The sequence below is a fragment of the Bifidobacterium sp. 2450 genome (genome assembly GCF_041900695.1).
GTDB lineage: Bacteria > Actinomycetota > Actinomycetes > Actinomycetales > Bifidobacteriaceae > Bifidobacterium > Bifidobacterium longum.
This window is the reverse complement of sequence record NZ_JBHEEA010000005.1, coordinates 1-14849: the sequence shown is the minus strand read 5'-3', so window position 1 is coordinate 14849 and position 14849 is coordinate 1. Positions and strand designations below refer to the sequence as shown.

General features: G+C 60.1%; 16 protein-coding genes. 9 read left to right on the top strand and 7 right to left on the bottom strand.

What is annotated here, in order from left to right:
* The first annotated feature begins 36 nt into the window (after positions 1-36).
* The 4 genes from ACEUKI_RS03395 (at position 37) to ACEUKI_RS03380 (ending at position 4433) form a co-directional block, all read left to right on the top strand.
* On the top strand, positions 37-1092 hold the full coding sequence (locus ACEUKI_RS03395) for a LacI family DNA-binding transcriptional regulator (RefSeq protein WP_080785358.1): 1056 nt from the start codon (positions 37-39) through the stop codon (positions 1090-1092).
* A 59-nt stretch (positions 1093-1151) separates the two neighbouring features.
* Positions 1152-2021, top strand: a complete 870-nt coding sequence (locus tag ACEUKI_RS03390) for an aldo/keto reductase (RefSeq protein ID WP_080785357.1) — start codon at positions 1152-1154, stop codon at positions 2019-2021.
* Positions 2022-2024: 3 nt separating this feature from the next.
* On the top strand, positions 2025-2768 hold the full coding sequence (locus tag ACEUKI_RS03385; RefSeq protein ID WP_179133488.1) for an HNH endonuclease family protein: 744 nt from the start codon (positions 2025-2027) through the stop codon (positions 2766-2768).
* Between the two features lie 294 nt (positions 2769-3062).
* Positions 3063-4433, top strand: coding sequence for an Nramp family divalent metal transporter (locus ACEUKI_RS03380; RefSeq protein WP_080785356.1), 1371 nt, complete (start codon positions 3063-3065; stop codon positions 4431-4433).
* 95 nt (positions 4434-4528) lie between these two features.
* Here the strand turns inward: ACEUKI_RS03380 and ACEUKI_RS03375 are convergent, their stop codons facing one another.
* Positions 4529-6118, bottom strand: coding sequence for an MDR family MFS transporter (locus tag ACEUKI_RS03375; RefSeq protein WP_179133490.1), 1590 nt, complete (start codon positions 6116-6118; stop codon positions 4529-4531).
* Positions 6119-6455: 337 nt separating this feature from the next.
* Here ACEUKI_RS03375 and ACEUKI_RS03370 point away from each other — a divergent pair, with 337 nt between their 5' ends.
* Positions 6456-6629 carry a transposase gene (locus ACEUKI_RS03370; protein ID WP_374156531.1) on the top strand — a complete coding sequence of 58 codons (174 nt, stop codon included), beginning with the start codon at positions 6456-6458 and terminating at the stop codon, positions 6627-6629.
* Positions 6630-6799: 170 nt separating this feature from the next.
* Here the strand turns inward: ACEUKI_RS03370 and ACEUKI_RS03365 are convergent, their stop codons facing one another.
* On the bottom strand, positions 6800-8557 hold the full coding sequence (locus ACEUKI_RS03365; protein WP_374156495.1) for a DUF4012 domain-containing protein: 1758 nt from the start codon (positions 8555-8557) through the stop codon (positions 6800-6802).
* A gap of 248 nt (positions 8558-8805) precedes the next feature.
* Between ACEUKI_RS03365 and ACEUKI_RS03360 the strand changes: the two genes are divergently transcribed.
* Positions 8806-8934: a hypothetical protein gene (locus ACEUKI_RS03360; protein ID WP_374156494.1), complete on the top strand. Its 129-nt coding sequence runs from the start codon at positions 8806-8808 to the stop codon at positions 8932-8934.
* A gap of 194 nt (positions 8935-9128) precedes the next feature.
* Here ACEUKI_RS03360 and ACEUKI_RS03355 read toward each other — a convergent pair whose 3' ends face one another.
* Both ACEUKI_RS03355 and ACEUKI_RS03350 read right to left on the bottom strand, forming a co-directional pair.
* Positions 9129-9290, bottom strand: a complete 162-nt coding sequence (locus ACEUKI_RS03355) for a transposase (protein WP_374156530.1) — start codon at positions 9288-9290, stop codon at positions 9129-9131.
* A gap of 66 nt (positions 9291-9356) precedes the next feature.
* Complete coding sequence (locus tag ACEUKI_RS03350) at positions 9357-9872, bottom strand: transposase (protein WP_374156493.1); 516 nt, start codon at positions 9870-9872, stop codon at positions 9357-9359.
* A 188-nt stretch (positions 9873-10060) separates the two neighbouring features.
* Here ACEUKI_RS03350 and ACEUKI_RS03345 point away from each other — a divergent pair, with 188 nt between their 5' ends.
* Complete coding sequence (locus tag ACEUKI_RS03345) at positions 10061-10297, top strand: transposase (protein WP_374156492.1); 237 nt, start codon at positions 10061-10063, stop codon at positions 10295-10297.
* 21 nt (positions 10298-10318) lie between these two features.
* Positions 10319-10477 (top strand): LPXTG cell wall anchor domain-containing protein, encoded by a 159-nt coding sequence (locus ACEUKI_RS03340; RefSeq protein WP_374156491.1) that lies wholly within the window; start codon positions 10319-10321, stop codon positions 10475-10477.
* Positions 10478-10617: 140 nt separating this feature from the next.
* Here ACEUKI_RS03340 and ACEUKI_RS03335 read toward each other — a convergent pair whose 3' ends face one another.
* On the bottom strand, positions 10618-12294 hold the full coding sequence (locus ACEUKI_RS03335) for a sugar transferase (protein WP_374156490.1): 1677 nt from the start codon (positions 12292-12294) through the stop codon (positions 10618-10620).
* Between the two features lie 327 nt (positions 12295-12621).
* On the opposite strand from ACEUKI_RS03335, the gene ACEUKI_RS03330 reads away from it, so the two are divergent.
* Entirely contained in the window at positions 12622-13227 is a 606-nt protein-coding gene (locus ACEUKI_RS03330; protein ID WP_374156489.1) for a low molecular weight phosphatase family protein, read from the top strand.
* A gap of 29 nt (positions 13228-13256) precedes the next feature.
* On the opposite strand, the gene ACEUKI_RS03325 is transcribed toward ACEUKI_RS03330, so the two are convergent.
* The gene (locus tag ACEUKI_RS03325; RefSeq protein ID WP_374156488.1) at positions 13257-13496 is read right to left on the bottom strand and encodes a hypothetical protein; all 240 of its coding nucleotides are present in this window, start codon (positions 13494-13496) and stop codon (positions 13257-13259) included.
* Between the two features lie 54 nt (positions 13497-13550).
* A complete protein-coding gene (locus tag ACEUKI_RS03320) occupies positions 13551-14735 on the bottom strand; it encodes an IS256 family transposase (protein WP_131218582.1) in 1185 nt (394 codons plus the stop codon).
* Positions 14736-14849: the final 114 nt, after the last annotated feature.

Here is a 14849-nt window from a genome sequence, read left to right as displayed (position 1 = left end):
TAGAATGGCAATGTTGTCCAGATAGAGGAGTGCGGCATGAGCGACGAGAAAACAGCCAAGCGTCGAGTGACGCTACGCGATGTCGCTCAGGCCGCCGGTGTATCGCTCAAAACTGCGTCGAACGTAATCAATGGCTCCGGGCGTATGACCGATGAGACCCGTGCCAAGGTCGAGTCGGTCATTAAGGACCTCGACTACCGAGTCAACGTGGCCGCCCGCAACCTCAACCGCGATCACACCGGCTTCATCACCCTCGCCGTGCCTTCGCTGATTCCGCCATATCTGGCCGAGCTCGCCAACCGCACCATCGAGGCCGCCCGTCAGCGCGACTATTCCGTATACGTCACCACGTATGCGGAAGGCTCCGCGAAAGGCGCGCGCGATCTGCTGAAGAAGTTCAACTCCACGGTGTCCGATGGCATGATCCTTTCCATGAGCGAGGTGGAAAACATTTCGCCCGATGATCTGAAGGTTGATTTTCCGCTGGTCATCGTTGGCGCGCGTACCACGTGGGACATTGTGGATCACGTGACCCCAGACGATGTATCCGCAGCCGCCATGGCCGCAGGCTACCTGTATGACCGCGGTTCCACCAGACTTGCAGTGATCGGTGCCCGTGACGTTTACGACGAAGATGCATTGCTGAATGCCGTAGAAGGCAACGCGCAGCTGCGTCTGCGCGGCATCATCGAAGAGACCCGTAGGCGTGGGCCCTCCTTGGATCCGCAGCTGATTGGCAACACCGATCAGGATTGGACCATCGGAGCCGGTGCCCGTGTGACCCAGCGGCTCATTGATTCCGGCGTGCCATTCGACGGTGTGATCGCCCTGAACGATCAGTTGGCCATCGGCGCATTGACCGCTCTGCGCGCCGCTGGTTATGAGGTGCCCGCGCAGGTGCAGGTCATCGGCTTCGACAACAACGAGGAAGCCTCCTACCTGCAGATTCCGCTGACCACCATGGATTCCCGCCTTGACTGGACAGCTCCCACGGCAGTGAATCGTGTCCTCGGACGCATCGACGGCAGCATCACCAAGCCCGAACTGCTCACCACCGAATCCCAGGTCATCGCCCGCGCCTCCACACGCTGACATGTGCCTCTCCGTGTACAGTGGCGTGTAGTCGCAGCAATAAAGGAGCATCAAAAGCCATGACCAACGGACACATCAACCCCGCCAACGTGCCGGACATCGCCTTGAAAGACGGCCATTCCATTCCGCAAGTCGGTCTCGGCGTGCTACGCATCGATGACGAGGGTGTGGTCCCCGTCGTCGAATCCGCGTTGGAAGCCGGCTACCGCCATATCGATGGTGCGGCCGGCTACAACAACGAGGCCGGCGTGGGTCGTGCGCTCGCCGCTTCCGGATACAACAAGGGCGCCAAGCGTGAGACCCTGTGGGTCACCACCAAGCTGCGCGACTCCCAGCAGGGCTACGATTCCGCGCTCAAAGCTTTCGACAACTCGCTGGAACTCCTCCAGCTCGATTACGTGGACATGTACATGATCCATTGGCCCACGCCGTTCGACTGGCGCAGCACCGACACCTGGAAGGCGTTCGTCAAGCTGCGCGACGAAGGCATGGCCCGCACGCTCGGCGTATGCAACTTCATGCCCGCCGATCTGAAGCGTCTGCACGAGGAGACCGGCGCATGGCCGGCCGTCAATCAGATTGAGCTGCACCCCACGTGGCAGCAGCGCGAAGTGGTGGCGTTCTGCAAGGAGCACGGCATCGCCGTGGAGGCCTACTCGCCGATGGCGCGTGGCGCCGACCTCAACGCCGGCGACGGCACCATCGAGAAGATCGCCGCCGCCCATGAGGTCAGCCCGGCCCAGGTGATTCTGCGCTGGCACATCGAAAACGGCACAATCATCATCCCCAAGTCCGTGCATGCCGACCGCCAGAAGGAGAATCTCAACCTGTTCGGCTTCGCCCTGACCGCCGACGAACACGCTGCCATCGACGCCCTCGACGGCCCCACCCGCGCCGGCCACGACCCCCTCACCTTCACCTATGCGTGATTGATGGCACGTCGTAACGCCCACTTCCGCCGTCGTTTCAACGCCTCTGGACCGCTGGAGCGCGTGCTGATTCTCGTCGTTCTCGCCGTAGCAATCGGCGTGACCATCGGCCTGCTACTGCCGCAGGTCAGCTCCGACGCGGCCAAAATCACCGGTGGCTACACTGCCACCGGTTCAGCCGCCGACACTTTGAACGCGCTCGCCGTAGACGACAACCAAAGCTCCTCCGGCTACGACCGCGATTCCTTCGGTTTCCGCACCACCGACGTCGACGGCAATGGCTGCGACGTACGCGACGACGTGCTCGCCCGCGATCTCACGGACATCACCTACAAATACGCCGGTTCCTGTGTGGTCGAGTCCGGCACACTGGCCGATCCGTACACCGCTCAGACCATCCATTTTGTACGTGGCCGCGCCACCAGCGCCAAAGTGCAGATCGACCATGTGGTGGCCCTTGAAAACGCTTGGCAATCCGGTGCGCGCGACTGGTCCACTGCCAAACGCCATGAATTCGGCAATGACCCCTACAACCTGCTGGCCGTCGACGGCCCGACCAATCAGGAGAAGGGTTCGGCTTCCGCCGCCTACTGGCTACCCACCAACGCCGACTACCGTTGCGACTACGTGGCCCGCCAGATTGGCGTCAAAGACAAGTACCAGCTCACCGTCACCTCCCAAGAAAAGGACGCCATGCTCGCCGTTCTCCACACCTGCCCGGGCCAGGCTGTGCCCGCAGACCAGTAAGAGGAAGAGTATCTCGCTTGAGAGAGGTACATTAGGCCATTCGCAGAGTGCTATCTGCTTTCAAAGCAGATAGCACTGTCAGCTGCACTTTCATGAGCGAGTTTTCCGCCGTCTGGCACATTTCATGAGCGAGTTTTTGGCGGTTTGTCACATTTCATGAGCGAGATGGCGGGAAATGCCAGCTGCCAGTCCGCCAGTCATCCATCAATCGTCCGCAGATTGTCCGTCTGTTGACGCGGGAAACATGCCTGCGCTATAACTGTGCGCGGTATGAAGGGAACAGGTACAAACGATATGGCAGTAACACACACCGCAGCAGATGCCACTGCGGCAACCACTATGACGAACGCCGTGGCAGACATCGAACAGGAAACACCGGAAATCGAGAAGGAACGCCAGCTTGCCGGAGTCGGAACCGGGGCCGGAGCAGGGACGAACAACAAGAAAAAGCCGCATGACCATGCGCTGGCCAGCATCCTTGGCCCCGCGTTCGTGGCGGCCGTGGCCTATGTCGATCCAGGCAATGTGGCGGCCAACATCACCTCCGGCGCACGATACGGCTACCTGTTGGTGTGGGTGCTGGTGCTCGCCAACGCCATGAGCGTGCTCATCCAGTATCAGTCCGCCAAACTCGGCATCGTGACCAACAAATCCCTGCCGGAACTGCTGGGCGAGCGTATGAGCGATGCCGGCCGGTTCATGTTCTTCATGCAGGCCGAGGTCATCGCCATCGCCACCGATCTGGCCGAGGTGATCGGCGGCGCCATCGCCCTGAACCTGCTGTTCGGATTGCCGCTGTTCACCGGCGGTCTGGTGATCGGCGCAATCTCCACGGTGATGCTGTGGTTCCAAGGCGGCAAGACGCAAACCACGTTCGAGCGCATCATCATCGTGATGCTGCTGATTATCACATTCGGCTTCATCGCAGGCCTGTTCGTAGCCCCGCCGAACCCCGGCGAAGTGGTCAAAGGCATGATTCCACGCTTCCAAGGCGCCGACTCGGTGTTGATGGCCGCCTCGATTCTGGGCGCCACCGTGATGCCGCACGCCATCTACCTGCACTCCACGCTGGTCAACGACCATTACGCAGGCGGCGAAAAGCCGTCGATCAAAACGCAGCTGAAAGGCTCGAAAATCGATGTGGCCTGGGCGCTGTTGCTGGCCGGCACCGTGAATCTGGCGATGCTGGTGCTCGCCGCCAACTCGCTGCATGGCATGTCTGGCACGGATTCCATCGACGGCGCACAGCGGGCGATCACGCAGGTGCTCGGCCCGGTGATCGGCACGATCTTCTCCATCGGCCTGCTGGCTTCGTCGCTGAGCTCCACATCGGTCGGCACGTATGCCGGCTCGGAAATCATGCACGGTCTGCTGCACGTTAACGCCCCGATGTGGGCCTGCCGTGTGGTCACGCTGGTGCCGGCACTGATTGTGCTGTGGTTCGCCAAGGACCCGACTCAGGCGCTGGTCATCGGCCAGGTGGTGCTTTCCATCGGCATCCCGTTCGCCGTGATTCCGCTGATGCGATACACGCATAACAAGGAACTCATGGGCAAGTGGGCTGATGGAACCGTCAAGCACGTGATTTTTATGATTGTGGTGGCACTGATTGTGGCGCTCAACGTGCTGCTGATTGTCCTGACGCTGATGGGCAGGGCGCAATAGACTCCAGCTGAAATCCTGCGATAGCACAACATAATAAGAAACCCCGGTTCCAACACCGGGGTTTCTTATTATGTTGAGAATGGTTGAATCTGCCGTCAGTTCGCAGCCATACGCCGCGCACGCCGTTCGCGCAGCGCGCGCAAGGAAATAATGTCTCGCGTACGACCGGCGCCGTCGCCCTTGACGCCGAAGAACACCATCAACACCATTGCCAGGCAGATCATTGCGGAAATGCGCAGCGCCCATTGAATGCCGAAAATCGAAGCGGCGACGGCGGAGGCGCCGCCCTGCTTATGCAAAGCAGCAAACGTTTCCATCAGAATCACCAACACGGGTGCGCCCACAGCGCCCGCAATCTGACGCGCGGTATTCGTCACCGATGATCCGGCGGACACTTCGCTCGGCCCGTTCAGGCAATTCAGGGACCACGTGGTAATCGGCATCAGCAGGAAACCCATGCCGATCTGACGGATGAACTGGCAGATCGATACCCACCAGATCCACGTATCCATCGCCACCAGCGACATGCCCAAGGTGCCAAGGGTCAACACAATCGAACCGAACAAAGCCACGGGTCGTGCGCCGAATCGATCCATCGCACGGCCGCCGAAGAACTGGGAGACGCACTGGCCGATGGCGCCCGGCAGCATGATCAGACCGCTCATCGTGGCCGAATAGCCGCGGTCAGTCTGGATGTAGAGCGGCATGATGACCAAAATCGAACTGAAGGCGAAAAATGCCAGCGACGCGGTAATGGTGCCGACGGTGAACGAACGGTTCTTCAGCACTTCCAAGTCCAGCAGCGGCGGCTGGGGGAGTGCCGACTTGTCCTTGGCTACGGCCTCGCGATACCGCTTGCCAGCGCGCAGGTTGCGCATCACAAACCACACGATGCCGACCAGTCCCACAACCATGGGCCCCCACGTGACCGGTGCCGCGAATCCATAGGTCTCTGAATTGGTGAAGCCGAACATCAGCCCGCCAAAGCCGATCACCGACAGGCACACCGAGAAGAAGTCCGCGCGGGCCGAAGGGTCGTGTGAACCGAAATTATGCAGTCCGAACATGGCCGCCAGCAGCGAGACCACGCCAATCACGGTCATGGTCAGGAAGATTGAACGCCAGCCATTGGCGTCGGTCTGCCAGCCGCCCAAGGTGGGGCCGATTGCCGGAGCCACGCTCATGGCCATGCCCACGGTGCCCATCGCGAAACCGCGGCGAGACAGCGGGTAAATGGAGAACACGGTGATTTGCAGCACCGGCCACATCACGCCTGTGCCGGCAGCTCCGAGCACGCGCCCGACCAGCACCCATACGAAGTTTGGCCCCAACCATGCCAGCACGGAGCCGATTGTGAACACCGCCATCGAGCAGATGACGATCTGGCGGGTGGAGAAGCGCCGGGTCAGAAACGCGGTCAGCGGCACCATCACGCCCATGACCAGCTGGAACACGGAGGTGAGCCACTGCCCGGTGGTTACGGAGATGTGGAATTCGGAAACGATAATCGGCAGCGCGGAACTCAGCTGCAACTGCGTGAAGTTGCCCACGAAGGTAATAAAGGTCAATATCGCGATGGAGATGAACGCCGCCCGGCTGAGTTTGCCGTCTACATATGATTCCTCGCGGCTCAGCACCCGCTGCAGTTCGCCGCGACGATTCTTGATTCCCTGAGCTCCGTTCATTCCACCCACGTGCATACTCCACTCTCGCTGATCGACCGCAACAACGCATCAGGCGGTCTCTCAAAGCAACCCCGATACGCTACACCCAGGGGTAGTCCGTGGGGTAGTCCGTCGAGATGCAATGCCGAGATGGCTGGCCGCCCGGTTGCAGAGCAAATTAGTCCCGTTATTCGAGACGTCAAAATGAACGTAGTTACTATCCGATCACGTTCGCTATGTGGTTTTCTGCCCCCCCCCTAGCGGTTAGGGGTGTGAATCACTGGGTGTTCCGGGCCTCGCATAGCCGCATCCCCGAGATCGTCGAGCTTTCCAAAAAAACAGGAGACGCCGCCCCGACATCCCACGCACCATCGAACCGGGCTGCTCCAACGCCAGGCTCGAGGCGTTCAGCAACAGGATCAAGGTCACCATCCGCATGGCCTACGGCTTCCACCGCGTCACCAACCTCATCGCCCTGATCATACTCCGATGCAGCGGACTCGACATCCGACTACCACAACCCACAATCTAACCCACAAAAACAGCAGAAGCCTCTCAAGTATCCAACTTTTTGTCCGCACCCCCCCCCACAAGGTTCTAATCAGGCATTACAGAAAGCGCGTCACCGGTTCCGAGAGGAGTCGGCGGCACGCTTTCATAAGGGCACACAATCCCAAGATCACACCCACAGATCAATACCGATCAGTACTCGTACGTGATCGCGGGGTCGCCGATGGTCGGCGTCTGATCCAGTTTGAGGTTGGCCGAGCCGGCCGCGGTGGTCACGTCGTATTCGATGGTCACCGTGTCCTGAGGTGCCAGAGAGATGTCGTCCATGTAGGTCATATGGTCCTTGGCCTGCACCTGCGCGAAGGAACTGCCGTTCGACGCCGACACGTTGCTGACCTCGCCTCCGGCAGGCGTGTAGATGACCACGCGGTTCACCGCCACGCCTCCCTTGGCGTTCGCCGTGATGTATTCCGGCAGGGATCCGGCCTCGCCCAGCTGCAGGGTGTTGGTGAACGAATACGTAACGTGGTAGGTGTTGTCGCTGGTCCTCTTCACCGTCGACTTGCGCTGGATGTACCAGTCCATCTTCGAGGCCTGCATCTCGTTGAGGTAGACGCTGGTCACCGGGTTCTTCACGTCGTTGGTGATCTCGCCGGTGACGCCGGCGCTGCGCAGCACCGCCTGATCCTCCTCGTGGAACGACCAGAAGTACAGGTGCCGCTGCTCGGCCATCCGGAGCATCGTCTTGGCGACGGTCATGAGCTTCTGCGTGTTCATGTCGCCGAACAGGTGGGCGACCGCCTGGGCGGCGGTCTCGCTGAAGTACTGGTCCTGAGCGGAGGGCGTCAGTTCCTTGTAGGCGCCGTTGAGCAGGAATTCGGCGGTGTTCGACCCGTTGAGCACGCGCCCGTCGGACAGGGTCACGTCGCCGGTGGCGCCGATCATCGCCTGCAGCGCGACGGGGTCGAGCGACATCACGCCGTCGGACGATCCGCCGAACGGAGCCGCCTGCCAGAACTTCTGGGCCATGGACGCGACGCGCGGGAAGTCCAGCGTGGACGAAAGATTATGGATGACTTGACCGAAGTACAGTCCGCTGTACAGCGTGCCGTCACCGTCCTGGTTGACGTCATCCAACGCGGCGTTGGAGGGGAACTCGGCATCCGCGTGGAACTCCCCCACCGCGATCTTGCCGTTGTCCGCGCTGAAGGAACCGGCCGAACCGATCAGGCCGCCGGTGCCGCGGATCTCGGAATTCGTCTGGGCCAGCAGCACGTAGTTGCGGGCGCCGTTCGCACCGAGGAAGTTCGGCAGCATGTTGAGCATGCCGCTCAGGTTTTCGGTCACCTGCGCCAAGGCGGCCATCTGCGTCTTGCCGTTCTGCAGCGCGTTGTTCACCACGCCGAGTTTGGCGTCGGGAAGATCCTGGATCGTCCTGGCCTGCGATTGCACGGACTGGTCGACCGCAGCAAGCTGCTGCGCCGCGGCGATGATCGGCTCCATGTTGAGCTGCCCATCGCCACTGGAGAGGCTGGCACCGGTCAGTGTGGTGACGACCTTGCCCAGCTGGGGCAGCGTGGTCTGCGCGAAGTCATCGATGGTACCGATGGCGGTGCGCGCCGTCTTCACGTCACCACCGACCACGGGCATCTTCTCCGCCAGCGTCCACAGACCGCCGCTGACATCCTGCTTGGCGGCGGCCGCCTCCTTCTGGATGTGGCTCACGTCGGACAGCGCCTTGACCATGTCGTCGGTGGAACCGTCCTTGATGACCTTGGCCGCGTTGACGACATTGTTGAGGTGCGCTTTGGCGCTCATCGCCGACTTGTACAGTTTGAATCCGCTGAAGCCGGCCGCCGCGGCGCACACGACCAGCAACAGCAGCACGACGAGCAGCGCGTTGCGAACGCGATGGGTTTTCCTGGTGACCGTGCGTGCGTGTGATGGCATGGGCTACTTCCTTACGTTATGACATGTATCGATACTGGCTGGCTGCCCGGTTACGCTTTCGCTGGACGGGTAGCTCGGCGGACGGCACGTAGCAGTGCACGACGTGCACATCGCGTATGATGCCGGGGGTCAGCGCGGCTGACTGGGGTGGCCGCGGACCGGATGGAGCACCGGCCCCGCCGGCGTCGTATAGGTCCGTGGGGAACGTGATCGGAGGAATGTCCCAGAACGTATCGACGATGTCGTGATTGGCAACGGGAATCGCCGTGCCCGCCGGTTCGGACGGGGGCACCGGAACGCCGCTCATCGCCTCCGTGGGCTGCACATCGCCCGGTTGGGCAGGCCCGGACACCGGAGACTGCACCATCGTGGGCTGATCCGCGACACTGTTATGCGACGCCGGAGCCGTTGGCGTCGTATTCTTTTCCGGATGGCCACCCGTTCCCATGAGCTGGCATGCACCTTTCAGCGAGTATTTCTCCTACCGCATGCCAGTCTACCCATGCCCGCGGGATAACCCAAAAAGCCCTGCAAGAATACCGATCTTTGAGGCTTCTGCTGTTTTTGTGGGTTAGATTGTGGGTTGTGGTAGTCGGATGTCGAGTCCGCTGCATCGGAGTATGATCAGGGCGATGAGGTTGGTGACGCGGTGGAAGCCGTAGGCCATGCGGATGGTGACCTTGATCCTGTTGCTGAACGCCTCGAGCCTGGCGTTGGAGCAGCCCGGTTCGATGGTGCGTGGGATGTCGGGGCGGCGTCTCCTGTTTTTTTGGAAAGCTCGACGATCTCGGGGATGCGGCTATGCGAGGCCCGGAACACCCAGTGGTTCAGCTCTCCCCTGGCCTGGTCGGGGGAGCCCGAGCAGGGTGCGCGGCGGTTCCTCGAGCCGCCATGAACGGTAGGGCTGGCCCTTGGGGTCCGTGCGTCGCGGGCTTCCGAATGCCTCCGACCGCCCGGCGGTCAGCTTGTCGGGGTTCTTCGGGACGGTGTATCTGGCGCCGCGCATGCGCCCGGCCGCCTCCTCGTCGTGCCCGTGGCGCGCCTGGTTCCACAGGCGTTTCCCGACCTTGTCCAAGGCGCCGGTCATCCAGGAGACGATGCGGAAGCCATCCGGCACGCGTTCGGCGTTCGGGCAGTGCTCGGCGACGCGCGAGTCGATCCATCCGGCCCCGTCGCCGGTCGCCACTGTGACGGACGCCTTCCGCTCGTCGGCGAGCTGTCGGAAGAACAGGTCGAACACGTCCCCGCCGACCCCGTCGTGCGCCCGGATGACCCGATGCCGCGAAGGTCGACGACCACGGTCGATCCTGCTCAAGACCGCGTCCCTGCGCACCGACAGGCAGGAGGTGCGCGCCGACGATCTGCTCGCCGACCCCGCGAACAAGCCGCTCACCCTCGCGCACGGCGCGTACCGGAAGATCATCTCCTGCCACGCACACGAGGACCGGCGCAAGGGACGGGGCATGATGGCCGAGCTCATCGAATCCCTCGCCGTCAAAGGCGGTGCGCCCGGATGTCCCGGACTCGCCACGCTCGGACGCACCCTCAAACGCCGTATGGGCGACGTGCTCGCGTTTTTTCGACCACCCCAACGGCGCGAACGGCCCCACCGAGGCCATCAACGGCAGGCTCGAGACCCTCAGGGGCATCGCCTTCGGCTTCCGCAACCTCGACAACTACATCACCAGAAGCCTGCTCCACACCGGAGGCTTCAGACAAGCCATCCAAACCCACCTCTAACCACACGCCATACACGCCAAAATGCGAAGAGCCGGCAACAAGCCGCAGACCCCGGCCAACCAGTGCAAGGTCGAGCTTTCGCAAACCGGTGCCACAGCGGAGCCGATTGCGGCCGCGCTGCTGTTTATGGCGTTTGCCGGAATCACCCTTCTGCTGGTTCGTCGCAAGACCAACCGCTGATTGCTGATTACTGACAACGCATAACCAAAGAGCCTCTGCCGGACCATGGGAGCTGTCAGCCACAAGGCGGCTGCCTGAGGAGAGAGACCAAAAACAAGAGGGCGTCAGCAAAAAGCTGACGCCCTCTCTACATTGCAGAACTACATGCCAGTCCCATTAAATACTGCGCCCACTGTCTTCAGCAGAATCGCGATATCCCCCGTAATAGACCAATTCTGAACATACGACACATCCGCATACTCAGACTGTTCCTGAGACAAATCATTACGTCCGGAAATCTGCCAGGGGCCGGTGATACCCGGCTTGACCAGCAAACGGGTGGAATACAGCGGCGAATACTGGTCAACCTCATATTGACGCTGCGGGCGCGGACCCACCATAGACATATCGCCCTTCAGCACATTGAAGAACTGGGGAACCTCGTCAATGGAAATCTTACGGATAAACTTGCCAATTTTAGTAATACGAGGATCGTCCTTGACCTTGAATGTTGTTCCCAGTTCCACGCCAGCTGCGGCAGCCACTTCGGCATCCATCTTATCGGCGTTCATTCGCATGGAACGGAATTTGTACATAGTGAAAGGCTTGCCGTAGATGCCGATACGAGTCTGTGAGTAGAACACGGGGCCACCGTCTTCTCGCTTAACCTTATATGCAGCCCATAGCATGATGGGCGAACTCAGAATGATTGCCACCAGGGAGAGAACGATATCGCACACACGCTTAAAGATGCGAGTCGGCAGAGAATACTGCGCAAGCCGAGCTGTCAAAATCGGCATAGAGGGGTCATTATGCAGCTGCAGATTTGCACCGCTCAGATCCGCAACAGAAGCAGTGAGAGCCAGCTCAATGCCCATAGATTCAACGGCGAGCGAAAGTGTACGCATGGTCTCGGAATCATGCGTCAGCACATCAGCGATCAGGATAGTGCGAACCTTCATCCGCTTGGCGGTCTGAGGCAAATGGGAGTTCAACGCCAACACCTTGAGCCGCGCTTCTTCATCATTGGCAGGAATGAACGGAACCGATACAAGATGCTGAGCAGCATTCGGGTCATCCGAATCACACACAGAGGCAACAGGGCAGACCGCGATGGGTGCATACCCCAGGCTGAGGCATGCTTTGAGCTGCTTTAGCGTTTTACGGATGCCCTCCGGAGAGCCAATGATAATAGTGGGGTAGTTGAACTCGCCTTTTGCTCGATTACGGTGAAGCGCACGACGCATCAGCCAGCGTTCAACGATAACGAGGATGAGGGAAAGGATAGGAATAAATACATTCAGGGAACGCGGCACATTCAGATGGAACAAGTAGCCCAATGTGCAGAGCATAATGAAGTCGATAAAGGCCGCATTAAGCAGCTTGGCATATAGTCCGTATCCCTCGCCCATAGTGTGGCGTTCGTAGCTTCGAGCTGCATAGAGACTGATGAGCCAGGAGATGCAGGCTAAGCTCAGGAAACTGAGTACACCATAATCGGCCGGTCCCATGTTCTGTACATTGGCATATGCTCCTGGATTGCACGCGAATACGATGCAGGTGGCGATGATGGTCATCAGCAGATCCAGAATCACCATTGTCGTATTGTACAGATAACGCCATTTGGGCACCGAATATTCGGTGAGATGAGGCCTATCGCCAGCATCGTTATGAGTAACGGTGCCATCCGGAGAAGATGAGAAGTAAGTGCCATCAAAAAACGTTGGTGCAGACGTATTAGGAGTTGCGTCCGCAATGTGAGAATCCGTATGTGCTGCCTGAGCACGGCTGATTTGCACTCGGTGCGGTGTCTCAGTCTCTGCTGTAGCGTTGTTCATATGTTGAGCCGTTGCTGATGCCGTGGTGCTGACTCTCGACACGGTACGTGAACTTCCTTCCCCCCCCCCCCCTAAGGTATTTCCTGCAACTGCAAGGAAATCATGTTAATTTCATCTCTATTGAACACCCTACCATGAGTCCGCCCCCCCCCCCTATAGCAAAATCGCTTAAAAAAACGAATTTCCCATTAGCATTCTGTGAAGATGAAGTGATGGTGGGTGGACGCGGATTGGTCACAGTCCGACGTATCGGACTAGAATGGTGCGCCAGTGGTTTGTACGCAGGCCCGCAAGGTAGCGTTGTAAGTGTGAAGAAGGACTGAGCCCATGCACATTATGTTCGTCTGCACCGGCAATATTTGTCGTTCTCCCATGGGCGAGCTGCTACTCACCCGCTACCTTTCCGGTACCACAGTGCAGGTTTCCAGCGCGGGCACGCATGGTTTGCCCATGCACCAGATTGATCCCAACAGCGCCCTGCTCATGGAAAGCGTAGGCATCGAACCGAGTGGGTTCCGCTCTCGACGCCTGACACAGTCGATGGCCAAGTCAGCTGATCTGATCCTGTGCTTTGAGAAGGATCAGCGCAAAGACATCGTCACGCTGGCACCTACTGCTGTAAAGTATACGTTCCTGTTGGGTGACTTCGCCAACATGTGCGAGTACTGCGCGCGCAACGGACTGGTCAAGGGCTTGACCATTCAGGAACGCTTGCAGTCAGTGATTGACTCTGCTTCCATTATTCGGCCCATGCTTCCCGAACCCGAGGATATTGAGGACCCGCACGGCAAGGAATACGCAAAGTTCCGTACGGCCGCCGAGCAGACAAACAAGGCGCTGCGCACCATCCTGACCAGCATGCGCAAGCACTACTGCGTGGAGGAAGCTCCGGTGCGCCCTCAAATCACGCGGCAGTATGCTTACACGGTCTGAGTGTTTATTGTGATACGGGTATCTATACTTCATGCTTCCAGATGCGGAAGATAGTCTCGTTCAAATATATCGACAATGACGACCTTGACAGCAAGGTATAGTTTTTCTGCCAATCCGGCAGCGCTTCGTATATTGAATTCGTCGGCAGTTCTCATGAGCTGCGGAAATACAGGGTTTGCGGTGGATTGCAAGGAATCTGCTTCTGCTTCGCTTCGTGGGACAGCATCATTGCGAACAACAACAAGAGCAATACATTGATTGCGGCTCACGGTAGTGCCCGAACTCTTGCGCACTTTGGTCTTCGCCCGTCCCTGTGGCGGTGATCAGTTCGCTGCTGGTACGGTCTCACCGAGCCTTGACATGTCGAGGTAGCGGCGCGTCGACCACTCGTCGGATGTCACGTAGCGGACCCTCGCGCAGACGAGCATCAACGCGCTGCGTCCGTCGGGGAACGAGCCGACCACGCGGGTCCTGCGCCTGATCTCGCGGTTGAGCCGTTCGATCATGTTGTTGGTGCGGATCCGACGCCTATGCTCGCGCGGGTAGTCGTCGAGCAGGTAGGTCGTGGTCTCGCCGATGCCCTCGCGCAGGCATTTGGCGGCCTCCTTGAGTTTCCTGGATTCCATGTCCCGGGCGACGGATTCGGCCTTCTCCAACGCCTTGTCGCGTGATTCCATGGAGAACACGGCCTTCAGTGCGTCGGCCGCCCAGTCGCGGTTCCCGGGGTTGACCCTGGCGAGTATGTTGCGCTCGAAATGCACCATGCACCGCTGGTAGCGGGCATCGGGCAGCAGCTCGCCCGCGGCGGCGACCAGCCCCGCGCACCGATCTCCCGTCACCAGTCTCACGCCCTTGAGGCCTCGTGCGAGCATGCCTTTGATGAATTCGCGCCAGCTTTCCGCGTCCTCCTTCATGCCCTCGGCCACCGAAAGCACCTCGCGCCGCCCGTCCATGCCGACGCCGATGGCCACCAGGATGCTCACGTTCTCCACGGACCCGCCCCAGCACCTTTTGTGCCACACGCCGTCCATGAACAGGTACGGGTAATCCTGTTCGAGGGGCCTGCCCCGCCATGCGTCGATATCCGCATAGACGCGCTTGAGCTTGTCGCTCAGGGTCTGCGAGGGCATGCGGTCGCCCCACAGGAGCCGGCTGACATCATCGACCTGGCGGGTGGAGACGCCGGCCAGGTACATGTCGATCAAGGCCTCCTCGACGCTCTCCTCACGCCGACGGTATCGTTCGATCACGGCCGACTCGAACACCGCGCCCTTGAGTTTCGGCACTTTCAGGCTCATTTTGCCGGCCTTGACGGTCAGGTCGCGCTCGTAGTGGCCGGCCCGGTACGCCTTGCGGTCCCCGCTGCGCTCGTAGCGCGCGGCGCCGGTGATCTCGTCGGCCTCGGCGTCGAGCATCGCGTTCAGGGTCTCCTCGACGCTTTTGCGGACCATCCGGTCCAGGGTGGTTTCCAACATGGCCTGGTCGACCTGTAGAATCTGCTGTGACATGGCTTCGTGCCCTCGTTTCCAATCGCGGTTTTCTAATGTCTGGCGACTGAAAATCGTACACAGGACACGGGCCATGCCCCTATCTCAAGCCCAAACCAAAGTGCGCAAAATCTC